Origin of the sequence: Anaerocolumna chitinilytica (genome assembly GCF_014218355.1) — a bacterium.
GTDB lineage: Bacteria > Bacillota > Clostridia > Lachnospirales > Lachnospiraceae > Anaerocolumna > Anaerocolumna chitinilytica.
Genome location: NZ_AP023368.1, coordinates 4,707,810 through 4,731,776 on the forward strand (window position 1 = coordinate 4,707,810; position 23,967 = coordinate 4,731,776).

Annotated in this window: 25 protein-coding genes; 3 read left to right on the forward strand and 22 right to left on the reverse strand. The window is 34.7% G+C overall.

Going from position 1 to position 23,967, the window contains the following annotated elements:
* Positions 1–35: 35 nt before the first annotated feature.
* The 3 genes from bsdcttw_RS20520 to bsdcttw_RS20530 all read right to left on the reverse strand — a co-directional run bounded on the left by bsdcttw_RS20520 (position 36) and on the right by bsdcttw_RS20530 (position 2,467).
* Positions 36–758, reverse strand: coding sequence for a lantibiotic immunity ABC transporter MutE/EpiE family permease subunit (locus tag bsdcttw_RS20520; protein WP_185256659.1), 723 nt, complete (start codon positions 756–758; stop codon positions 36–38).
* Positions 751–1,455 (reverse strand): lantibiotic protection ABC transporter ATP-binding protein, encoded by a 705-nt coding sequence (locus bsdcttw_RS20525; protein WP_185256660.1) that lies wholly within the window; start codon positions 1,453–1,455, stop codon positions 751–753. Before bsdcttw_RS20525 ends, bsdcttw_RS20520 begins: the two co-directional genes overlap by 8 nt.
* Before the next feature lie 418 nt (positions 1,456–1,873).
* On the reverse strand, positions 1,874–2,467 hold the full coding sequence (locus tag bsdcttw_RS20530; protein WP_185256661.1) for a TetR/AcrR family transcriptional regulator: 594 nt from the start codon (positions 2,465–2,467) through the stop codon (positions 1,874–1,876).
* A gap of 122 nt (positions 2,468–2,589) precedes the next feature.
* On the opposite strand from bsdcttw_RS20530, the gene bsdcttw_RS20535 reads away from it, so the two are divergent.
* Complete coding sequence (locus bsdcttw_RS20535) at positions 2,590–3,279, forward strand: class I SAM-dependent methyltransferase (protein WP_185256662.1); 690 nt, start codon at positions 2,590–2,592, stop codon at positions 3,277–3,279.
* 388 nt (positions 3,280–3,667) lie between these two features.
* Here the strand turns inward: bsdcttw_RS20535 and bsdcttw_RS20545 are convergent, their stop codons facing one another.
* From bsdcttw_RS20545 to bsdcttw_RS20575, 7 genes are all read right to left on the reverse strand, one after another.
* Positions 3,668–4,789, reverse strand: a complete 1,122-nt coding sequence (locus bsdcttw_RS20545) for a serine hydrolase domain-containing protein (protein WP_185256664.1) — start codon at positions 4,787–4,789, stop codon at positions 3,668–3,670.
* 42 nt (positions 4,790–4,831) lie between these two features.
* Positions 4,832–5,527 (reverse strand): MBL fold metallo-hydrolase, encoded by a 696-nt coding sequence (locus bsdcttw_RS20550; protein ID WP_185256665.1) that lies wholly within the window; start codon positions 5,525–5,527, stop codon positions 4,832–4,834.
* Positions 5,528–5,626: 99 nt separating this feature from the next.
* The gene (locus tag bsdcttw_RS20555) at positions 5,627–6,232 is read right to left on the reverse strand and encodes a GNAT family N-acetyltransferase (protein WP_185256666.1); all 606 of its coding nucleotides are present in this window, start codon (positions 6,230–6,232) and stop codon (positions 5,627–5,629) included.
* Positions 6,233–6,249: 17 nt separating this feature from the next.
* Positions 6,250–6,693 (reverse strand): hypothetical protein, encoded by a 444-nt coding sequence (locus tag bsdcttw_RS20560; protein WP_185256667.1) that lies wholly within the window; start codon positions 6,691–6,693, stop codon positions 6,250–6,252.
* Positions 6,690–6,896, reverse strand: coding sequence for a helix-turn-helix transcriptional regulator (locus bsdcttw_RS20565; RefSeq protein WP_185256668.1), 207 nt, complete (start codon positions 6,894–6,896; stop codon positions 6,690–6,692). The genes bsdcttw_RS20560 and bsdcttw_RS20565 overlap by 4 nt, the downstream gene beginning before the upstream one ends.
* A 239-nt stretch (positions 6,897–7,135) precedes the next feature.
* Positions 7,136–7,726 (reverse strand): hypothetical protein, encoded by a 591-nt coding sequence (locus tag bsdcttw_RS20570; protein WP_185256669.1) that lies wholly within the window; start codon positions 7,724–7,726, stop codon positions 7,136–7,138.
* A gap of 259 nt (positions 7,727–7,985) precedes the next feature.
* Positions 7,986–10,052 (reverse strand): TIM-barrel domain-containing protein, encoded by a 2,067-nt coding sequence (locus tag bsdcttw_RS20575; protein WP_207726443.1) that lies wholly within the window; start codon positions 10,050–10,052, stop codon positions 7,986–7,988.
* Positions 10,053–10,367: 315 nt separating this feature from the next.
* Here bsdcttw_RS20575 and bsdcttw_RS20580 point away from each other — a divergent pair, with 315 nt between their 5' ends.
* The gene (locus bsdcttw_RS20580) at positions 10,368–11,183 is read left to right on the forward strand and encodes a helix-turn-helix domain-containing protein (RefSeq protein ID WP_185256671.1); all 816 of its coding nucleotides are present in this window, start codon (positions 10,368–10,370) and stop codon (positions 11,181–11,183) included.
* 140 nt (positions 11,184–11,323) lie between these two features.
* On the opposite strand, the gene bsdcttw_RS20585 is transcribed toward bsdcttw_RS20580, so the two are convergent.
* From bsdcttw_RS20585 to bsdcttw_RS20635, 11 genes are all read right to left on the reverse strand, one after another.
* Positions 11,324–11,875: a DUF5104 domain-containing protein gene (locus bsdcttw_RS20585; RefSeq protein WP_185256672.1), complete on the reverse strand. Its 552-nt coding sequence runs from the start codon at positions 11,873–11,875 to the stop codon at positions 11,324–11,326.
* Positions 11,876–12,223: 348 nt separating this feature from the next.
* The gene (locus tag bsdcttw_RS20590; RefSeq protein WP_225903721.1) at positions 12,224–12,964 is read right to left on the reverse strand and encodes a response regulator transcription factor; all 741 of its coding nucleotides are present in this window, start codon (positions 12,962–12,964) and stop codon (positions 12,224–12,226) included.
* A gap of 68 nt (positions 12,965–13,032) precedes the next feature.
* Positions 13,033–14,787 (reverse strand): sensor histidine kinase, encoded by a 1,755-nt coding sequence (locus bsdcttw_RS20595; protein ID WP_207726444.1) that lies wholly within the window; start codon positions 14,785–14,787, stop codon positions 13,033–13,035.
* A gap of 267 nt (positions 14,788–15,054) precedes the next feature.
* Positions 15,055–15,951, reverse strand: coding sequence for a carbohydrate ABC transporter permease (locus bsdcttw_RS20600; protein WP_185256674.1), 897 nt, complete (start codon positions 15,949–15,951; stop codon positions 15,055–15,057).
* 4 nt (positions 15,952–15,955) lie between these two features.
* Complete coding sequence (locus bsdcttw_RS20605; protein WP_185256675.1) at positions 15,956–16,837, reverse strand: carbohydrate ABC transporter permease; 882 nt, start codon at positions 16,835–16,837, stop codon at positions 15,956–15,958.
* A 151-nt stretch (positions 16,838–16,988) separates the two neighbouring features.
* The gene (locus tag bsdcttw_RS20610) at positions 16,989–18,326 is read right to left on the reverse strand and encodes an ABC transporter substrate-binding protein (protein WP_185256676.1); all 1,338 of its coding nucleotides are present in this window, start codon (positions 18,324–18,326) and stop codon (positions 16,989–16,991) included.
* A gap of 74 nt (positions 18,327–18,400) precedes the next feature.
* Positions 18,401–18,979, reverse strand: a complete 579-nt coding sequence (locus tag bsdcttw_RS20615; protein ID WP_185256677.1) for a hypothetical protein — start codon at positions 18,977–18,979, stop codon at positions 18,401–18,403.
* A 238-nt stretch (positions 18,980–19,217) separates the two neighbouring features.
* Complete coding sequence (locus tag bsdcttw_RS20620; protein WP_185256678.1) at positions 19,218–20,234, reverse strand: S66 family peptidase; 1,017 nt, start codon at positions 20,232–20,234, stop codon at positions 19,218–19,220.
* A gap of 58 nt (positions 20,235–20,292) precedes the next feature.
* Positions 20,293–20,763 (reverse strand): MerR family transcriptional regulator, encoded by a 471-nt coding sequence (locus bsdcttw_RS20625; protein WP_185256679.1) that lies wholly within the window; start codon positions 20,761–20,763, stop codon positions 20,293–20,295.
* 241 nt (positions 20,764–21,004) lie between these two features.
* On the reverse strand, positions 21,005–21,394 hold the full coding sequence (locus bsdcttw_RS20630) for a VOC family protein (protein WP_185256680.1): 390 nt from the start codon (positions 21,392–21,394) through the stop codon (positions 21,005–21,007).
* Between the two features lie 323 nt (positions 21,395–21,717).
* The gene (locus bsdcttw_RS20635) at positions 21,718–22,299 is read right to left on the reverse strand and encodes a TetR/AcrR family transcriptional regulator (RefSeq protein ID WP_185256681.1); all 582 of its coding nucleotides are present in this window, start codon (positions 22,297–22,299) and stop codon (positions 21,718–21,720) included.
* A 137-nt stretch (positions 22,300–22,436) separates the two neighbouring features.
* On the opposite strand from bsdcttw_RS20635, the gene bsdcttw_RS20640 reads away from it, so the two are divergent.
* Complete coding sequence (locus bsdcttw_RS20640) at positions 22,437–23,411, forward strand: SDR family NAD(P)-dependent oxidoreductase (RefSeq protein WP_185256682.1); 975 nt, start codon at positions 22,437–22,439, stop codon at positions 23,409–23,411.
* Between the two features lie 223 nt (positions 23,412–23,634).
* Here the strand turns inward: bsdcttw_RS20640 and bsdcttw_RS25565 are convergent, their stop codons facing one another.
* Complete coding sequence (locus bsdcttw_RS25565; RefSeq protein ID WP_185259902.1) at positions 23,635–23,886, reverse strand: AraC family transcriptional regulator N-terminal domain-containing protein; 252 nt, start codon at positions 23,884–23,886, stop codon at positions 23,635–23,637.
* Positions 23,887–23,967 lie beyond the last annotated feature (81 nt).

Sequence of the window (23,967 nt, forward strand, 5' to 3'; positions counted from 1 at the left end):
ATATAATGCGCTTTAGTGCATACTCAATTTTCACACTATACCTCCTGATGTTTGAAGATATTTGCTGTAAACAGAGAACCTATAAGATATAAAACAACAGTTATTGCAATACCAGGAAATATAACATTGCTGCGGTTTAAAATACTCCCCGATGGCAAAAGTAACCCATTTGGTAAAACCTTTATAATGGGGCACATAATTCTAGCCGGAATTGAAAAAGGTATCCACCAAAACTTCCCTACAGCACATATGCTCGCAAACAATAAATTACTAACAATACTTAGAATTACAGAGATAAACATATTCATATGAAGAGTTATGAACATAAAGAATGGGATTTGCCAGGCGAAAGTAATGCACAAAGTAATACTTGCAAATACGTTATTGATATCAGGAATTTGCTTATTAAAAAGGAAACCGCATAATATCGTAAAACTTGAAAAAATAAAACAGGTAAGAAATAAATATAATGTAGCCATGCCAATCTTTGCATACCACAAATGCTTTTTATCTTGTACAAGTCCTAACATCCCATGAAAATTATTTTTCTTATCTTTCTTGATTATGGATGCTGAAATATAGGTAACTGTAAAAGGCAGAAAAATCATATACCACCAATTATAGGATGCTGTCTGAATATATTTTGTTCCCATTAAAACCAAGGCTATAATAATATTTACTATTGGTATAAGCCATATTATTGTGTTATTAAAACTGTGTTTTTGTTTCAGAATTTCTGCTTTTAAGTAATTAATCATTGAAAGAGCCTTCCTTTCTCACAATCTCCATAAAGAGCGCTTCAAGATTTTCTGACTGGGAAAGTTCTTCTTGATACAAAAGTTTTCCATTCACGATAATTCCAATGTGATCGGCTATTTGCTGGATTTCTGATAAATTATGACTTGATATGATAACGGTAATGCCTTGTCTAGGAAATGTTCTGATAAGTTCCCTCAAATCATTGATTCCAATGGGGTCAAGACCATTGGTTGGTTCATCTAAAATCAGAAATTTTGGATTGTTTAAGAGTGCCATAGCAATCCCTAGGCGTTGTTTCATCCCCATCGAAAAGCTTCCGGCACGTTTTTTACCTGTATTTGTAAGGTTTACTATTTCTAAGACCTCATTTATTCGCTTATCCGGCAATCCATAAATTAAGGTTCTGACTTTTAGATTCTCTCTTGCAGATAAATTTTCATAGATTGGTGCATTTTCAATCAAAGAGCCTATCTTCCCCAGATCTTTTCTTACAAGCACTTTTCCATCCAGCAATATTTCACCAGAAGTGGGTTCCATCATACCTGTTATCATCTTTAAAAAGGTAGATTTGCCTGCCCCATTTGGTCCAAGCAGACCATAAATCGTATTTTCTTCTACCTTAATCGATATCCGATCATTGGCTTTTTGCGTCTTAAAACTTTTACAAAGTTCTTTTGTCTCTAATATGTAATTCATAAAAATATCCTCCCTATTTAAACTGTTTTAAATATAGAGGATAAATATAAGGATTTTATAAGGAAATGTAATTTATATAATTATGCACTATTCATATTTTATAATGATTACTCTTTAAACCAAATTACGATGTCGGAAATGCGATAAATAACATGATTAGCCGTATTAGTCTATTTACTATTTTTTTTGCAATCGTAAATTGTAAAAATAATTTTTGAGATAATTAGAGTACCAACAAAAACCCAAGTCGTAGATGTAATGATTGCTTTATGAAATATCAGGCACCAAATAATAGTTACTCCAAAATAAAGGAATAAAATTTTCATAAGTTCTTTCATATTTTTTAGTATCCTGCTTTTCGTAATAAGCGGCACCTCCCTAATATCAGCAATAAACGTTTTAAATTTTTATCATATCTTTATTTTATTTGTTCATATAAGATAGACATACTTCCTGTTGGAAGCAGAAGTCCTCGCTCCAATAAATCAGCTAAGCCTTTTAATTTATTACGAACTTGCTCTACAGTCCAATGGAATATACCAGGATCTAATAAAAATGTGAATACTGAAAGTATTATTTCTGAATAAACTTCAGGATAATTACAAGAAAAAGTCCCTTCTTCCATACCCTGTTTCAGTATATCTGTAAGGATGGGGGATAATTCTGTTAGAATTTTAGCAAGTGACTTTTGGTGAAGCTCAGCATTTTGAGGTAAGTGTAAATAAGTATCAATTTCTGAGGTAACATGTTGGTTAAAATATGTGGTAAATAACAAACGAAATTTAGATAAGGCATCTACATCATTCTCATGAAGTTTTTTTTTGCAATTTTCAATTATTTCACCGTAAGAACGCTCAATAAGTGAGTCAGTTATTTCCTCTTTTGATGAATAATAATAGTAAATTCCACCTTTTGCTATTCCTGCTTTATTAGCAATCTCGCTTATGGATACTGTTGATTTTTCTTTCAGTAACTCCAACATTGCATCTAAAATTATGTCTTTTTTATTCATAGGACTCTCCATTTAACCATTCTTTTATATATTATATCACGTTAAAAGGCACTTGACTAGCGGTCAAATATATGTTAAATTATAGGAAAGTTGACCATCGGTCAAAAAATGGAGGAAGCAGAATGAAGAAAGGAAAGTACGGTTTAGACGCACCAGCAATAGTTATAGGATATATAACATCCGGAGTTCTATTAACTTTAATGGAGGTTATTTACTTCTCCAGTGAGAGCTGGATTTTATATTTTGGTTGCCTGTGTTTAGTCATTGGTTCTTATATGATTTATAGTAGTAGGATTGGTAAGTACAAAATGAGAGAACGAATAATTCAAAAGCTCTGTATCACCGGAGATGAAATATCTTTGGATGTGGGCTGCGGCCGGGGCTTATTGCTAAATGGTGTTGCATCAAAGCTTAATACTGGGAAAGTATATGGCGTTGATATATGGAGTGTTAGAGATGAATCCGGTAATAATTATAATACTACTATGCAAAATGCACGAATTGAAGGCACCGAATCAAAAGTAGAAGTAATAAACTCAGATATGAGAAATTTACCATTTACAGATAGCTATTTTGATATTATTGTTTCAAGTCTCGCAATTCATAATCTAAAAAATAATGATCAAAGAGAAAAAGCTCTTCTTGAAATTGCTAGAGTGGCAAAAAAAGGATGTAAACTAGCCATATTAGATATAGCGCATATTAACTTTTATCGGAACATTCTTTCAAATAATGGATTTGACATAGAATATATCGAACGTTCTGTCCATATTTTCCCACCAAGTAAAGTGATTTATGCCAGGAAATCTTAATAGTTGACAAGGCAAGATTCAATCAAACACCAGATTATAAGCTTCTACTTTATCGTTCTAAGCTCAATAATTATAGATAATATACAATCAATGACAGTAAGACCCTCCCAGACTAGTATTGCATTGGACATCCATACCTTAATTACATAATAGCTGTAGTTCATAAAGTATGGCCAGATTATGATAATTATCAATAGTATTATTTTTAGGAAAAGTAGAATTATACTTCTTTCCATAGTTCCAGTTTTCACCTTTTCAACCTTAGCAAGCTTCTTTCTTCCCAAGACGCAGTTTTTAAGCTTAAAACATAAGCTTACTAATACTATTGTACTTAACACTGAAAATATCATATCCAATAACAAGTAAGTATCATTATAACTAAATTTACTCATCTGCTTACCATCATATTTTTATACGTATTATAAGCAATTTGTGTAGGTGCACTTGAATCCAGATTTGCCAGTACAAATATTCCTTCCTGTTTTTCCAAATTCATTATAACTTGTGAAGAATAATTCGGATTACTTCCACTATGACTGATTACTCCGTTCTTGGTATCATGGTTCCATCCATAAGAATAATATTTATTCAACTCTTCATATCCTGCGGATTCTTTATCCACTTCATGTGATTTATTAATTGCTCTTTTAAGCTTAACCGGAATATCACCAAGCCCCAATTGAGCATTCATCCAAAACCCTAACTCTTTCACATTGGTTACCAAATATCCGGCTGCGATATTACCGTTATATCTAGGTGCCCTATACTCTACGCTATTTCCTAAGAATGCCTTATAGCCTTTGGGAAGGTTATTCGATATCTTTTCGTGCCCGGTTGAAAAATAGCTTTCTGTCATTCCTAACGGAAGCAGTATATTATCTGTTACAAAATCCTGGAACCTTTCTCCTGTAATTTTTTCAATAATAAGGGCTAAAATATCATAATTCACGGTAGCATAATTATGTTTGGTACCAGGGTAAGATTCCAAATTGATAGTTGAGATATTACGTATGGTTCTCTCAAGCATGTTAGCCTTGGTTCCCTCAGGAATTAACCGTATGCTCCAGGGCGGAATACCGCTGGTATGGGCTAATAACTGGTTAATAGTTATTTTCTCATGTTTACCATTATAAGTAGGTGTAAACCAGGAAATGTAATCCGTCACACAATCTGATCCGTATAAATACCCCTCTTCCTCCAATAAAATGATTGCTAATGCCGTAAATGCCTTAGTTGTTGAGCCTATCTCAAACAGGGATTCTTCGTTAATCTTTTTTTTATGTTTTACATCAGCATATCCATAACATTTATATTCTAATTTTCCTTGCCTTGAGATTACCATCGCTACACCGGGTGTAGATGTTTTTTTCATCATGACTTCCGCCATACTATCCACATTATTGTAGTCACTTGGTATAAATAAAATATTAAGTTCCTTCCATAACATAGCTAATAGAACTAATATTATAAAGAAGCTGATAAACACTGTAGTTTTTGTTTTCTTTTTCATTTATCCTGTCTATTCCCTTGTTGATTTTCTAATACTATTCTTTTATAATTCTTTTTCTTCTCCTATATCCAATACCAATACATCAATTCCCATTTGTTCTAATTTCATCTTAAATTCTAGAGGGTTCTCTTTTAAATGATGTACTGGTATTACCAGCTTCGGTTTTATAGAAAGCATTGCTTCTATTGCTTCGTTAATATTCATTGTAAATACTCCACCAATAGGAACAATAGCGATATCAATATTACTAATCTTCTTCATATCAGGGATAAGGTCTGTATCTCCTGAAAAATAAATTCTTTTGTTTTCTACATTAATTATATAGCCTACACCCTCTCCAAGTTTATGTACTTTCCTAGTTGAAGCTCCCTCACTGGTATTATAAGCATTTACAATTTCAATTGAAATCTTATCAAATTGGTACTCATTTTTTGAAGTAATGATTCTTATGTTATCATCCGCTTCTTTTTTATAGCTCTTTGGGGTTAATATTATTGTGTTTTTATCACTTAATCGTTTAATAGTAACTTCTTTGCAATGGTCTTTATGAATATGTGATATTAAAATCACATTTCCTGTTTCCAGTTTTTCTGGTAAAACATCATCCTCTAACTCTGAAAAGATAACTTTTTTGTTCGATTTTTTAAAATAAGTACTCATATAGGATGGGTCAATGTAAATAACGTACTCAGGCACTTTTATTTGAATCCATGAACGTGGAAACCACTTTATAATCAAATTTTACTCCCCCAAGCTCTTAAAATTAATGCTTGAAACTCTTTTAAAATTTTCTACTATTTATTATTACATGCAAACTGTGCTTCAATAGATAACAACTTATAAATCTCCTGCACGAGACTCACGTTTTTCTTTATATGAAAATAATGTTTCAAACCTTTCCAATTCAATATCAGAGGGATCAAATACTGTATCAAAATTATAGATACCTGGATGCTTTATTAAATAATCTTCTTCAAGTTCTTTCGCCATAAAAAAGGAAGCTTCCTCGTCTAACGAACTATCTGGAAGATGTATATGGTACTTAGATGCAGAAATAAAACCAAATCTTCTATAATAATCAGGATTACCCGTGATAAGAACAGCTTTATATCCGAGTTCTTTGGCTCTTTTCATGGTTTCTGTTATTAGAAGTGAACCAATTCCTTGACCTTGAAACTCCGGAAGAATTGATATCGGTCCAAATGCGATAATTTCGTTGCAAATCATTCCTTCTTTCATCATTCTTGAATATATAATATTCCCAATAACTCTGCCTTTTTCCACCGCAACATAATCTAATTCTTTTATAAACGTTGATGATTTTCGAAGATTATGAAGAACCAGATGTTCATTGCATCCAGGTCGATATACATTCCAAAACGCCTCTCGTGTAACGTTTTCGGTTTCTTTATAATCTCCTTCTAGTTCATGTCTAAGCTCCACTGTTTCTCCTCCTGATTTTAATACTTTTTATTGAGATATCTAAATATAATGATTCCTGCTACATACTGAAAAACAAGGTATCCGAATAAATACAAAATCAAAATTTTAGAATAGCGTATAATTTCTAAGGATTCTAGGGCTGAAAAAATAACTATTGATATACTAATAGTGACTAGACCCAATATATAAGCATATCTCCCTGATTGATTTCTAAATTTTTCTTTTCGTTCATCATGTAGTTCAATGGTTTCGTTTTCTATACGTTCCATATATCTGATTTTATTGTTGGGGTGTGACCAATAGAAATACTTCCATAATCCTACACACCCTCCGGCAACTCCTGCACCGGCTAACCCCCAGAGCAGACTCTCAAGTTTCGTGTTACTAAACCCTGCAATGATTCCAAATAAAAGACCAATTATTAGATAGCTAATTCCTGTGTATAAATTGCTTTTCTTCATTTTTTTACACCCCTTTCAAATATAAATATTTCCTCTATTGTTTTTTCAAAGTAGTCTGCTATGATAAACGCCAGCTCCAAAGATGGATTGTATTTTCCATTCTCTATTGAACTGATCGTTTGTCTGGAAACACGAATTGCCTTTGCAAAATCCTCTTGATTTAATCCGTACTCCTTTCTTAACTGTTCGACTTTGTTTTCCACAAAAACACCTCCTGAAGTTATGACAAGGTTCCTTTACATTTTTTATTATATACTTATTAATCCATTTTTGTCAAGGTTCTTTTACATTTTTACAATTTTTATCTTCTTAAATTAAGGTTGCCAGGTATCAAAACATAGTATGGAAACCAATTATAGGCATTATAAAACACCCTACCATTTTGTAATGATAAGGTGTTATTATAGTTCTTTATTTGAGTGGAAATGAGTATAAACGATGTTTACTTAAGTTCAAGATAGTTTGGTCTAAAATTATCATCTGCTAGGTTCATTTCACCACCGAATCCATAGAATACCCAGTTATCATCATCATCTTTTCTATAAACATACTTTCGATACCAATTCTTTAATTTGCTATCTGCTCCTAAATATTCTTCTGTTATAGTCAATAAACTATTGTTAAAGAATTTGTTTTTATAATAGGTATTCGTGATTATAGCAGAAACTAACTCAATATTTTGGTGATATATAGTGGGATAAAATACATTTTTTTGCAAATGAAGTGTACTTATCTTATTATCATCAATTTCCTTATTATAAAAAAATATATATTTCCATTCTACATCTTCGTATCCATCATATGCATCTGTAATATCACGCAAAAATTTATTATATTCATCCCTCGAAACTTCATCCTTGGCAGTGATATCTACAATAATTTTATCACCCTTTTCAATCATTTGTTTAGCCAACTGCATATCAAAATTAAGCTCTTCTGTTTTTTCGGGTTTTATTTTGTCGTTAGTATTTATACAAGAAGTTAGTGTTATTACGTAAATGATAACTGCACATATCAAAATTAATTTTTTCATATTGCCCCCCCTCATATAGATAAAACAGTCTAATATGAACTCTAAAACTATTTTTTCTAAAAGCTTTCTAAAGCATAAATATCCCCTACAATATATATATCATAACGATCTCTATTATCACAATAGCTATTTTTATAACCTATTAATTATTAGATATAAAAAGTTCCATAACAACCTATAAAAAAGTTGATATGGAACTTTTATTACATTATAGCTTAAAATAGCCTGTGATTCCTTACCATTTCGAGCTAGATAAATTTTATTCTCCTTTTAAAATTATTTGATCAATGATATATTTTTTCATTGGTGAAATGAATCCTTCATCTAAATTTAAGCGATTATGATTGTACTGTAACTCCGTAATATTATACATACCTTTTTCAAAGTTGAATGAATATCCATCATCTTCATAAAGAGCGAAAGAAGATATATCACTGCCATAAATATTAATTGTTAAATTGAATTGCGTATTTTCATTAATCCACTCGACAGGATTTGCAATAGGGATTATGGAATTTCCCTTCACAAATATCGGAATATGGTCAATCGGTACTTCAACTTCATTGAGCCACTGGTCGCCAATCAATCTTGCTCCGGTCTCGAAATCAAACCAAACACCTTCCGGTAAGTAAATATTTCTCTTATTGCCTTCATCTGCAAATATAGGCGCTGCCATCAATGAGTCTCCGATCCAAACCTGATCTTCTACTTCCTGAGCATATATATCGTTTGGATAATCCATTACCAAGGCACGAAAAACCGGTGTTCCGGTTGTTTTATATTTCCAAAAGGCACTATATAAATATGGTATCAGACTCATTCGAAATTCAAGTGCTTTTTTACAAGCTAAAGTCAGAGCTATTCTTTCACTTTCTGGTAGAAGCTCTCCCCGTAAATTCTCCTCATAGTGAAACTGACGCCAGGGTAGATTTGGAATCATCCATGAATTTATACAGACCTGAGCAGATAAGCAAACTATTTGTATTCGTCTGATTAACTCTATTGCACTGTCAGTCTGCCTAACCTCCGGTGTCCATAGTAAACCAGAAAAGCCTGCATTTAGTAATGCTCTGAAAAAGTCCCTATGATTATAAAGATCACTATATAATACAAAGGGATATGAAGATGCTAAAGCATGTGATGCTCGAACTTGGCTATATGTTCTCTTGTTTTTCTTCTTGTAAAGCTCATACTGAGTATCCTGAAAGAAAATGCCGATTTGATTATGCATTTGCTCTCCGTCAAGACCCGATGGAAATTGTGTACAATTTGGAAAAGACCAACCACCGGTATAATCAGAGCTGTCACATTCATCTAACTTAAAACCGGCAATACCCAAATCAACAAGTTTTTCATGATGCTTCCCAAAGGCTTCTCGTGCTTGTAGGATGGAAAAATCAGGTACCAAGCCTTCCCAAACCAAGTAATCGCCAGAATGGTCCTTAATCTCATCATAAAAAGGAGCCGAAGGATTAACAAAAGCTTGTTCCCACAGATTTATATCGAAATTGCTGTCTTTAAGTGCTTTGACCATATCTTCAGGTACTGGGAATTTTTTATCATTCCACAAATAGGAACATGAATAAGCTTTTGAATGCCACCCGGGTTCTAAGCCAATGATATCACATGGAATGTGGTCATCTCTTAAAGCTTTCGAAATATCGAGTATTCCATTCTGGTCTGCATCAACATAACCTCGGTATAGAACTCCTAACCCTTTTAATGGCGGTAAACATCCTCCGCCGGAGAATAGGTTATATCGGCATATTGCATCTTTCATATCTGTTCCCGCAAAAATGTAGATATCAATGCCTTGTGCTACAGGGATATCAATAACCATAGATGAAGATGATTGTACTGTTTTATACAATGCTTCTGTTGTACCTTTGGGACCAAGTTCAGACTCTCTTGATTTTTGCTCCTTTGCAGCACTGCTGCCACAATAAAAAGAAACATATCTTGCGGTATCAACTAATATTCCATATCCCAAAGTTGATACATAGAAAGGAACGGGTGCATGGCTATCTCCTGAATCCGATGATGGATCAGCATTTGTTCTGATAATCTTTTTTTTCCCATTCTGCATAAATGATTTAAGCTGTAAACCAAATCCATAGATTCTTTCCTCTTCATATATTGGCAGAGTAACTGTACAGCCTCTTTGAGATACGGAAATCTTAAAATCTTCATCAGTAAAAGGTGAGGATATCTTTATCAAATGATTAAATGCTTCCAGATTTTCTGATGTTCTTCTCAATTTTATGGGGGTTAAGACCTCAGGTTCTCCTAATGTAAGCTTATATATACCATTTAATATATTAATCATAGTTTCACATTTCCTTAAATGTTATTAATTGATTTTTAGAGTTTATTCGTTATCAGCTAACTTAAGCTACCTATGCTTAATAAATATATTGATTTTTTGCTTATTAACAAATAGAATGGATTTTAAGCTGTATAAACTCTTAAATCTACATAGGTATAAATATATTTTATTATTATTTGAATAAACAGTAAATATGAAAAATTGGCATATAATTTAATATGTTGTCATCTAATCGAGACAGGAATAGTATGAAAATGAAATATTAACTTTCTCTTATTAATTAATTTGTGTTAAAACTCATCGCATGGGGGTAATATGAAAGGTTATATCGGAATGAACTTTGATCTAAATTTAAGCCCTACTCTAATAACAAAGACACACTTATTTTACTTGATTACCATCGCACAACATATGTACGATGAAGAATATCATTTAAAAAGGTCTAATTTTGGAAGCTTTCAGCTAATCTATACAATAGAAGGTGAGGGAACCCTTTATTATAAAGATACATTGTATCATGTTAGACCAGGTGATTGCTTTGTAATTGATTGTGATGAATATCATGAGTATGTTACACTAAAGGGCCCATGGGTATATAATTATATCCATTTTAATGGCGCATCCTCAAAGCAATTTGTAGAAGCTGTCCATCTCATGAAAGGCGTTATTATAAATGTAGAAAAGAACTACACCTTTCACAGATTATTTTATCGAATAAAAAAGATTGTTGAAGAAAAAGGCGTCTTTGGCGAAGTTGAAATCTCGTCATTATTAGTGCAATTATTATCAGAATTAATGCGAAGTGAAACTCCACTTTGGATACAGCCGGTAATCGATTTTATATATAATAATTATAAAAGTAAAATAACGATTGACCAACTTGCTGACTTAGCACATATCAACAAATATCATTTCATTAAAAAATTTAAGAAGGAAATAGGTTATTCACCCTATCAGTACATTATTAATCATAGGATTGACGAAGCGAAATACTATCTAACACATATGGATTATACAATAGGAGAAATAGCTGAAATAACGGGATTCGATTCAGCATCAAATTTTTCACAGCAGTTCACTAAAATATTTCATATGTCACCGCAATGTTATAGAAAAAAATCAAAGATATGAAAGGAGCTCTGCTCTTTCGTTAATATTTACGCCTTCTCCTTCGGAAAGGGAATAACCTAGAGTGGTCACGATGAGTAGTGTCGCTCACTTAATAAAGGCAAAAACTTGACCCAGTTATTAGAGTCAACTGGTAATCCTTACTATTTTATTGGTATATAGATACCTGCATGCGATATCTTTTTGTCTCCATCATATAGTATCTTCTTGTCTCCATCATATATATCATTTTTATCTTCTGCTTTTACAACCAACAGTAGATAAAGACCAACATTATCTGGGTGATCTGTGTCGACTGGGTAATTTTTTAGTAAAAAGAAATATTTTTGGCTATCAGTTTTTACATAATAATACGAACTGACTTCTTTCTTTTTACGACCATGATCGTTCGATTCAAATACTGTGGGGCCACTTGTTTTTTCGAATGAATTTATTTTTCCTTGGATAAATTTAAATAGACCATCAACACCGTCATCAAAATCGTCTGCATCACCTACAGCTTGCTTTGAAAAAACTGTCTTCAAAGCATCTTTGTCTTGATATTTAATAGCATCAATCACATGCGTCAATACATTTTCAGCTTCTATTTCATCATTATCTTTATTTAGCATTTCTATTCTTGAACCTCCGATTGAGCATGAACTTAAGAAGAACATACTGAATATAAGTATACAGATAATTAAAAACTTATGCATATGCTATGAATTCCTCCTACTTAAATGTAAAAGTTAGTAAATATTGATATCCCCTAAAGGTTTGTTCCTTATGTATAAACAATGACACTGAAACTAAGCCCCAATCATTCTGCCCATACTAAATATATTATAAATAAAGAATAACTCCTATATCAACATTTTCATTTTGATATAGAAGTCATTCTAAGCTAATTTATTACTCTCCTTAAGCAGAATTTCTCATCTTACTTCTTATTCAACATGGTCTGGTGCTTAACAGTACAAACTGTCATAAAGAAAGTTCTATAAATAACCTGCTAATTTATTATACCTCCAACCATCAATGAAATAACAGTAATACGAAAAAGTTTACCGTTGGGTATGTGCGCTGACATAATCCGAATAGCTGCTGCCTGTATATTTTTTGAAGCAGCGACCAAAGTAGTTCGGGTCAGGAATGCCGACATCATTGGCTGTACAGAACATCTTCTTGCTTGTTCCTGCCAGCACAATTGCACGTTCCATCCGGCACTTAATCAGGAACTCGACAAAGCTCTTTCCAGTTTCCTGCTTAAATTTGCGGCTAAGATAGCTCGGATTAAATCCAAAATTCTGGGCCACAGAAGTAAGGTTGATGTTAGAGTCGGTAAAATTATCACGTAAATACTGCATTATCTTCTCAATATCAGACGGCGTAATTTCATGTCCAATCTCCTGTGTACGAGAGTTGTGTTTATCAAGTTTTTCTTTTATCTTGGTTAACACCTCAGTCACCTCTTGCCGTACAATGGGTTTAAGCAAATACTCTATTACCGGCAGACGAACACACTGGCGTGCATACTCAAAATCATCAAATCCTGTCAATACGATAATCATCAAATCTGTATATCGCTTCGTTGCCACCTCAATGAACTCTATCCCATTCATAAAGGGCATGGAAATATCAACAAAAACAATGTCTGGCCGTAAGTCATCAATGATGTTAATCGCTTCTATACCGCTTTCCGCCTCACCTACCAATTCCATATCGAGTGATTTCCAATCTATGGATACCTGTAGCAGCCTACGGGCAGACATCTCGTCATCTATGATCATAACTCGGTACATCATTCTTCCCCCTCCTGCATAACGTAGACCTGTCTGCGTTACTGCTTTAATAAGTAGTTTGAAAGGAACTTTCAAGCATCCCCCTCTACTTTTGTTTTCCTCATCTTGGGAATGTATATATCAATTTGAGTATACTCTCCAGGTTCACTGGATATCTGTACTACATTATCGCTGTCATAGTAATAACTTATTCGATTGATGGTGCCGCGCAGGCCGAAGCCTGAGAGTTCCTTGTTATCATCCTTCTCGTTTGCTTCCAGCACGCTCTTTATCTGCTCAGCACTCATGCCAACGCCTGAGTCGTAAACAATTATATGTAAACCTCCTTCTTCCATGGAGGTAGTGATACGAATAACGCACTTTTCTCCCTTAAGGCGAACTCCGTGGTAAATACAGTTTTCCACAAGAGGTTGAAGAATCAGCTTAGGAATCATGTAATCGAGTGTACTCTCGTCAAGAATATATTCATCCTCAAATACATCCCCATAACGAAGTTTCTGCAGTGCGAGGTAATCCTGTGTAATACGCAACTCACGCTTTAGCGGTATATCGCGATCACCTTTGCTAAGAAAATTGCGGTAAAAGCTGCCCAGTGTTTCCAGTGCATCATGGGCTTTGCTTGCATTCTCCTGCACGGCCATATAGCTGATAGTTTCTAAGGTATTATAAAGGAAATGCGGTTTTATCTGTTCTTGGAGCACACGTATCTCTGCCTTCTGCACATTCTTTTGATTCTCAAGCAGGCGATTGAACAGCTCGTTAAGATACTCTATCATGCTATTATAGCTTTCAGCCAACCGGCCAATTTCATTATTTGGCATATGGGTATCAATCTTCTTAAGCCACCCGGAGGATCTTGTGCGTTCCATTGCTTCACTTAGATTTTTAATAGGTCGTGCAATATTAATTGTAATAAACCAGGCACAAACAAACGCAGACAGGATAAATGCTATCAGAGTAATCATCAACGCATGTAAAGTATCCCGCGGCAGCGGCTCTGCCCCCTTACCGCTGGCACACAAAACTACCAGCGGCTTTACCGCCAGTTTACCGGTCAGAGTCTTCCTCTCACCTCCTAAGCGTATACTCTTATAAACGATACTGTTACTATTATAGTCACTGTCATACAATAAACCGATTTCTTGGTTCCCACAGAGAAGTGTACCATTGCGATCAAGTATACACATACCGCTGGGATTCTGTAATGCAAGCGCATCATTAAACACATCGCCTGATATGTTCATCATTAGTATCCCCAAAAGCTTTTGTGAATTAATATCATAGATTGCACGTGACATGGTAAGTAACGGTTTACTTCCTTTTTTACTAATCGTACCATTGCCATTAATAGAAATTACTATAGCACCACGTGCACCCAAAATATTAGAACGCTCTACGTCGTTTATATTGATGGAATATTGGCCTATTCCTGTACTTACATGCTCACCATCGTTGCGGAAGATATATACCGAATCAATATAGCTGTATAAACTTTGTATTTCATTTATACCCTCTCGTACATCATATATCTTTTCTTTATCTGTTTCTTCCGCTTTTAAATAGCTCACGACTCTGTCATTGAGCATAATCAGACGTGTCAGATAATTGTAATTCACCAAGCTTGCTCTGATGGTGGATACCACATTGTTAACTGCCGTTTCCGATGTTCTTGCTTTAAAATCATCTTCCGTTTTCTTAATTATGATAGAGGTTGTTATCATAAACATCACACTGAAAAAAAGCAACAGAATAATAAGCATTAACAGGGCTTTTTGCTGCAACGACATTCTAAAATCACGTTTAAATCCATTGCCTCCATGCCTCATTTTTACACCTCAATCACATATATTTATGTAAAAGTTAATTATAACCATACTTTCCATCTGTTATCGTATCACACCTGTCCCTTATTTTCAACACGGCACATCCAATGTTATCCATAACTCTTACATTACAACGGGTCTCCGACTCTGTTATGTATAAGCTACTTAAGCATAGTCCGAAACCCATCTGAAAAAATATTAACTTATCACTTATATACAATCTGCTTGATACCTGCACTAATTACGCAGAATGAAATTCAGCCCGCCGCATTAGCCCTTGATTGCTCCTGCAATGAAGCTATCCTGTATCTTCTTGCTAAAGAATATGTAGAATATGAGTGTTGGGAAGGTTGCTAAAACCAACGCTGCACCAATAGGTCCCCAATCTGTTGTATACTGTCCGGAAAGAGCCTGCACACCCACAGGCAGTGTTTTGTGCACAGAATCACTAATAAAAATATTTGCAAACATCAGCTCGTTCCAGCACTGCAGGAAAGTGTAAATTGATACCGTCGCTACTGCCGGCTTCATTAACGGTACTATGATTCGAAAGAAAATACCCCAGGTATTGCAGCCATCGATACAAGCTGCCTCATCGAGATCTATCGGTAATTCTTGCATGAAGCCTGTGCAAATAAGGATTCCCATCGCTAATGAAAAGGCAGCGTAGGGAATAATAAGCGCTAAGTAAGTATTGAGCAAATGCAGCTTTGAAAGAGTGACATAGATAGGTACGATTGCCGCATGAATAGGAATCGTTAAGCCAAGCATAAAAAATGCGTTCATTTGCTTCCTTCCCTTCCAAATAAATCTTGTCAGGGCAAAAGTCGCCATAAGTGAAAACAGCATAACGATTGCAATGGTCACAACAGCAATAATAGTACTATTTAGAAAATATTTACCAATGTGTCCAACGCTCATTGCTTTTTCATAATTAGACCACAGCCACTCTTTCGGAAGACCGGCAACGTTTTTACCAAATATTTCTTCATTACTCTTGAGGGAGAAGGTAAACATCCAATAGACGGGGAACAAGTTAATAAGTGCCCAGATGCCAAATACTATATATACCCAAATCTCTTTTCCCTTAATTCCATTCTTCTGGAAGGATTCACTCTGAGGTCTGGATTTTTTATTTTGATCCAGAAAATTATCACCGAATTTCATGTTGTTAATCCTCCTTATCCTTAAATATGCGGCCAATAATCAAAGCAAATGCGAAGCATAACACAATGAGAAGGAAAGCAATCGTACTGCCCATGCCATATCTATTACGCAGGAATAACATACTTATCATCAGCGTACTAGGCACCTCCGTTGAGTGTAACGGTCCGCCATTTGTTAAAACATATATTAAGTCAAAAGACTTAAGGGAGCCAGTAACAGCGAAAATAGTGCTTATCTTTAGTATTGGCTTTATGTATGGCAAAATAATATAACGGTTTATCTGTCCTTCTCTTGCTCCATCAATCATTGCTGCCTCACGGTACTCGGTGGGAACACTCTTTACACCCGCAAACATTAGCAGCATATGATAACCGACATACTGCCATAAAACAGGTACGAAAGTTGCACCAAGTGCGGTAGATCTATTACCAAGCCAAATCTTTGCCAAACTATCCAGACCGAGAGCTCTTAGCGTTACATTAAGCAGACCGTAGGATGGATTGTAAATCTTTAGCCAGAGCTGACCGATAACCACAGTCGATATAAGAACGGGCATAAAATAAATTGAGAGGAAACCTCGTTCCCCCTTTCTTCCCTTGCCGAGAAGAAGTGCAAGCCCCAACGCAAGAGGTAATTGAATTACTACTGAAAGCAGTGCTAAAAGCAACGCATTACCCAGAGCCTTCACAAAGCCTATAGAATTACTGGTAAACAGTTCACTATAATTTTCTAATCCAATGAAAGTCTTTTTTCCAAAGCCGTTCCAATCAAATAAGCTGTAATAACCCGATATAAATATCGGTGCAACAAGAATAAAAAGAAAAAGAATCAGCGCAGGGAGTATAAAAAGAATAATTGTTAGTTTATTACTGTATAGTTTTTTCATCTTGATTCCTTCCCTAATAGATAAGAAGCGGCTCCCTGATGATTTTGATCCAGACAATCGTTGGGAAACCGCTTCTTTCTTTATCAAATCAGAACCTAATGGCTTAACGGCTCTCATTCATGTTTCTTATATTAATAAATACTTCCCAGAATTATTTTTTAAGGTCTTTATCAAGACCTTCAGCAAATGCCTTGCCATCAATAGCAGAAGCATAAATCTGATTAACATAGTCAAGATAAATATTTGCATTATCAGCAGACTGAATACCATCTCCAAACAGAACACTTTGCTTTGAATTATTCATAATGTCAGCAACTGCCAGTGTCAGAGGGTTGAGTTTACTTGTATCATAATCGGGTTTCCATGCCGGAAGACCATTTCCATCAAGGTAACCATAGTGGCAAACACCCTTAGCAAGTTCCAATGCAGCCTCTGCAGCAACCTCAGGATTCTTAGAACTAGCTGAAACAGCAAGTGAATCACTAGGTCCTCCAATGAGCTCGCCCAACTGAGACTTGGTAGAATCAATAACCGGGAACTCAGCTACCTGAATCTTATCAGCTATATCAACAAAACTTGCACAGTTCCATGTACCATTAATATAGAAAGCGTACTTTCCTGCTATGAAGTTTGCTTTTACTTCGTCATTACTAAGTGCAATTCCTTCCGGATCAAAATAATTCTTTTTAATCATTTCCTGGAAATTATTAACTGCGCTAATAACTCCATCATTATTCCATGGTGTTTTGCCAAGGTACATATCGGTAAGTGCGGAAGCACCAACACTCTTCTCGATAATGGACTCAAGATACTCGGTAACACACCAGGTCTCTTTCCCTGAACAGCCAAAAGGAATAATTCCCTTTGCAACAAGAGCGTCACAGCACTTCAACAATTCTTCATATGTACTGGGAACTGTATCGAAACCTGCTTGTTTGAGAAGTTCCTTATTAGCAAACATAGCAACAACATTGTAATTTGTTGGTGCAGCATAGAGCTTGCCGTCATATTTGTGGTTTACTAACACTTTATCAGGTAATTCAGATGCATACTTAGCATAAGCTTCATCTAAGCTATAAACACGACCAGCATCAACAAATTCTCTAAGGAAACCGCCTCCCCATGTGAAGAAGATATCCGGCAGTTCATTTGCTGCAGCGGCAGCTTTAATCTTTGTCTTGTAATCCTGGTTTTGGGTAGCTTCCCATTTGAGGTTGATTTCCGGATGTGCTTTCTGGAAATCAGCGATGGCAGTTTCATAAGCATGACGATTTGAATCGCTCTCTACTGCTATACACCACATAGTAAGATTGGTAGGTTCACTCTTGGTTACAGCCGGTGTGTCTGTTGCTGCAGGTGTATCTGTTGCTGCAGCTTCGGTTGCTGTAGGTGTAGCATTGTTAGTAGATGTGCTGGAATCTTTTTTTCCGCATGCTGCGAGAGATACAAGCAACATCATAGTCATAAGTAACGCAATGACTTTTTTCATTATACTCCTCCTATAAAATAATAATTTTATTTATGTTAATGTGATATGAAGTCCAAATCACATTTCCATCTTTTTTATTTACTGCTTGTTTTAACCATAGGCCACGGATATTCTATCTGCAGGTTACTATCAGCTAAGTGATAATAGCACACTGTATCTTCAAATTGATCCTTGTAAACAAGCTTAAAGGTCGAATTCTTATCATCAACCGTATAATTGCCGGAAAAAAAACCATCCTCCAAGAATGTTCCTGCCTCTGTAAAAGAGTAAGACCAGTTTTTTTCTGCGCAAGCCCATTCGCCTACCAGCCCTTGAGGTTCCCCCTTACCAGTAAAGCTATATGTATTATTGCTATATAAGTACATCCCCTCGTCATTCATTAAATAGCGAAGCTTTATTGTATTACCGTCTTTATCCTTTAAATCAATAAATTGACTGTCACATTCGAAGGAATAATCCTTTCCTTCGTACTGTGCGGTACCATCTTTATGAAATACTGCGATAGCCTTCTCTTTATCATGTGAATAAGCCCAACTGCCGTAAATCCTCTTTGCTTCGTTGGATTTAACGTCGGCATTCTTATCACATGCTGCCACCAACAGCACTATGAGCACAATCACCAAAAAAGTTGGTATATATTTAATTTTTTTCATGCATTTCCCTCTCTCTGGTACCATTATATAATTATCTTTCTGGAACTTAAATGTAATATATTTACTTCAGTAAGCACTATTTTTACCATTTTTACCAATATGCATAATTTATTCGTTTTGTGTATAGAGTTGTTTCTATTCAACTGGGAGGGAGTAAGCAAGAGCAACTTTATAGGCTCTCGCTTTCACAGGCCATATAACGAAAAGCAGCCCCAAAGGACTGCTTTTCTCTGGTATGTTAATCTATTACTGCAGATTCCAGTATAGTAAATCTTGCGTTATCACAATCTAATTCAGCAAGCGTTCCAATAGGAATCACCATCATAGGTGTTCTATGACCAAAATCCACATTCGCAAGAATCGGAAAATCTATTAATCCCTCTTCTTCACATATCACTTTTAATAATTGAGCTTCTTCTTCATTCCGTAAATTTGTACAAATTAATCCTTTCGCTTGCCTAAACATACCTGTAGCTGCAAATGCTCTCACTTGATGCAAACCTGAAATCTCGTCACTGTACGGTATTCCGATTTCCATAAAAATTATACTGTCTTTCCATTGCTCAACTGATGGGAATATACTCGTTCCCATAATTTGCTGCAGGGGTCCGCAGCATCCTCCGAGTAATCGTCCTTGAACCTTTCCTTTGCCGTTAATAACTTTATAACCAGTATTATTCGTCCAATGAACTTGCTCCTTATTATTTCCCCAGTTAATACATGTCCAAGCTTTACATGGCTCTGCTTCGCCGATTACATTACTTGAAAATAAAACCCTATCCATCCAGTGTTTTGTATATTCATCCAGCTTACCCGGTTGCGCTATTGGGGTTAATAGACTGGGTCCATAGAAGGATGAGACACCTGCGTATGTAAAAACATTATGTAATGTTGATATGTCAGAAAAGCCCATCATAACCTTAGGATTATTTCTAATAATTTCATAGTTTATGTACGGGAGAAGCCGATAACTATCATCGCCTCCCATGTTAGTAATTATCCCTTTTACTTTCGTATTGCATAAGGCCCACATTAAATCATCAACGCGTGCTTTAGGGTTCTTATATAGAAAGTCGCTCCCTTTCATTGCATTCGGTGTTTCAACTACATTGAGTTCAAATATCTCCTTCAATCTTGTTTTTCCGATCTCATATCTTTCCAGCATATCCACATCTCCGGCTCTTCCCCCGGAAATCGATATTGTCGCTACCGTATCACCCTTTTGTAGTTTTCTTGGCTTTATTAATCTCTCCATAGACATACCTCCTTTATTTATAAAGATAGACTATGTCCCTGGGGTAGAGTCAATAGTTCTATAACCAAAATATTTGTGTTATGAAATTTTCAAATTTTATATTTTCCAAACAAGCTATTTTTGACATTACGCTTGCTTTTTCTTTGTCGGTAAGTCTGTCTTTGTATTCCTTTTCCTGTTCCGATACTTGAATCATACCTTCTAAAGCCTCGATATTATATAGTAAAGTGTCCACTTTCTTTTGTGTTTCTGCTTTTTTAAGCTGTAAAATCCTAGATAATTCAGTTGCATCAATTTGTCTATTTAACATATCTGCTATTTCTTTTAAGCTAAAACCAACACTTTTTAAACTTAATATTGTATTAAGCTTATTCACTTGTTTAGTGGCATAATATCTATATCCTGTTGCATTATCTGTATATTCCGGCTGGTACAGTTTCATTTTATCATATAGTCGTAATGTTTTAACACTTATATCAAATATTTCAGCCATTTCACCTATCTTAAAATAGTACTCCTCATCTTTCATATACATCCCCCACCACAGAATTTTTGAATGCTTTAAGCTGTATTGATAAAAATATTGTAAAACACAAAAGGTTCCAACGCAAACAATTTTTGTAAGCCAGTGATAAATCTAAAAAACCCCATAACAACTATTTTTCAATAGGTGATACGGGGTCCTTTGTTTATCCTTTACTTATACTGTACAGAATCAATTTTTGATTAGTATAACACTTAATCATTATTTATTTTATGTAATCTATGATTCATTCATGGGAGCATAAACAAAACGGATGTCCTGCTGGGTCAAGAAGAGTAATCCACTGAGGACCCCAGTCAGGCTGCCAGTATTGAATAAGCGGTTTCTTCGCTCCTAATGATAAGGCAAATTGCACGGCACTATCCATATCTTTGACTGTAAAATCCAGATGTACCATTTTCATTTGTTCTTTTCTTGAATCCGGCCATACAGGCGGGATATAATCTTCATCAAATTGGCAAGAAATACTGATTGCCACACCTGGAATAGAAATAGACACAAAATTATCTATTTCATAAACAATCTCTCCATCTAGTAGAGCCATATAAAATTTTGCAAGCTCTGCCGGTTGCCTGCAGTCTAAAACCACACTCTGTAATTTTATGAACGGTTTCATATTTTACTCCTCCTTTTATTGATGTTTAACATTTCTTACTTCCAAAAGTAATTCAGGGCTTAGAGCTGTTCCTTTAATATTATAGCTATATGTGAAAACAACTCTGTTATATAATAACCTTCTAATGTTTTGGCATCAACCGCAAACATTTTTATGAATAAAAATGTTCCTCCCAATACAAACCATTTAGAACTTTTATTATTGTTGATTAAAATATTATCAGTAGTTTACCACTGTGGCATATTATCCAAAGTATTAATTTACACCAAGCTTAACGTTCTCTGAGTGTATTACATCCTTGGTAATCGTAATATCCAGACCGTTCAATTTTTCTCAAAAATCAAATCTACAAAGGAATTAATCAAAGCAGTTGGATCATCAAATCCTTTTTCAGGCTCTATATGCCCAGTAGAATTAAGTTCAACAAGTCCTATTATGAATGCAGATACCATTGCTGTTAATTGTATCGGTGATTTATTGCCTGTATATTTTTGTTCATGGGATTTTTCAAAACATTTGTAGAAAACCCCAAATACCTCAGTAGCTGCAATATGCAGGTTACCATATTGCTCTTTGTCCCATTGTTTGAGGAACATCAATTTATAATGCTCTTGATTTTTTATACCAAAACTATAAAAAGTAAATAATATTTCATAAACAAGTTTTCTGGGTTCGTCTATTTCACTACTTAATTTGTAAATACGACTGTTTAACATTTCAAAATTCTCTGTGACTATAGCTGCAAGTAATTCTTCTTTATTTTTAAAATATACATAAACTGCACCTCTAGATAAATTCATTTCTTTTCCAAGATCACGCATACTAACCGAATCAACACCATTGGCATCTATCATTTTTCTTGTAACATCTATCAGCCTCTGTTTTGTGTCATTGCTGTTTTTCATATTAACCTCTTTCCTGGTATATCAATAATTAATTCTACAGTATTATATTGACACTGTCAATGTAATGGATTACAATTCATTTAAGTTGACACTGTCAATGTTAGATATAATCAAATCATTTAATAAGGAGTGTAATTATGACAACAGAAATAAATTCAAGTAAAAAAACAATTATTATTACAGGTGGAAACTCAGGATTAGGTTATGAATGTGCTAAGAATGTTGCAAAAGACAATAAAAATAATTATGTGATACTGGCTTGCCGTAATGCAATGAAAGCAAAGGCAGCAGTAGATTCACTCATAAAAGAAACAAGTAATAACAACATATTTACTATGGAACTTGACCTTGCTTCCTTAGAATCGGTTAGAAATTTTGTCAGCCAGTATTCAAATTCTAACTATCCCCCACTATATGGTTTGGTGTGCAACGCAGGATTAATTATGGTTGATAAAACATATTACACTAAAGATGGATTTGAAAGCACTTTTGGAATTAATCATCTTGGACACTTTTTATTAGTCAATATGCTGCTCGAAAAAATGATTAATTCCAGCCGAATTATCTTTGTCAGCAGTGGAACTCATGACCCCGAACAAAAGACAATCGTCGCTCCACCAGTATATGAGAGTGCCAGATTGCTTGCCTATCCTAAGGAAATGAGTCAAAATGAAAGTATGATTACGGTCGGTCAACGTCGATATTCTACTTCAAAATTATGTAATATATATTGCACTTATGAGCTTGCTGAAAGAATAACGAAAGAAACGAATAAAAACATAACAGTAAATGCTTTTAATCCGGGACAGATGCCTGGAACAGGATTTTCCCGTACCTTTCCGCCATTAATGAAACTTATGCTCAAACATATCCTTCCTGTACTAACATTGTTTCATAAAAATGCAACCACTGCCAAAACATCAGGTAAAGCATTGGCATCATTGCTTTTAAATCCTGAACTAAATGAAACTACAGGTAAATATTTTGACGGTACAAAGGAAATTAGATCTTCGGAGCTATCCTATAATAAAGAAAACAGAAAAGATTTATGGAGGACAAGTGTAGAATTGACAAAACTGAACAAAGCAGAAACAATACTAGGTTTGGACTAAAAATGTACGCTTATGCATATCCTCATCAGAATTAATATAGCTTACTCAAAATCATATACAAAGGCCACAAAAAGAGACCATTACATCAACTTTTTCAGTCAATAATGGTCTCTTGAACATCGATCCATCGTCTTGTTTGAACAAATGCAATTATTATTTTGATTCTGTAGGTAAAGCAATTTTGATTCCCACCGTAGCAGCCATTTGAGCTATTGCTTTCGGATCAGAATTTCGACTTTTTTACATTCATCATAAGTTCATCACCACTTAAAAGCTCCAAAATACTACTATGCGAAAATTCAATTTTAATAGATAAGTTTGGTTTTAATGTAGATTCTTCAAGAACTTCTGCAATGATTGGTAAATCCATTGATGCTACCATATGATAGGGTGAACCATATCTAAAATGTTCTTCACCAACTGTGATTTCCTTTATACCTTGTACAACTATAGTTCTGCCAATTCTTCTTGTAATTGTTGAATATTATCACTCATAAACTCCTCTAGCATTTAGATAATTGATTATATACTAACTTATCCAATTATAACACACGAA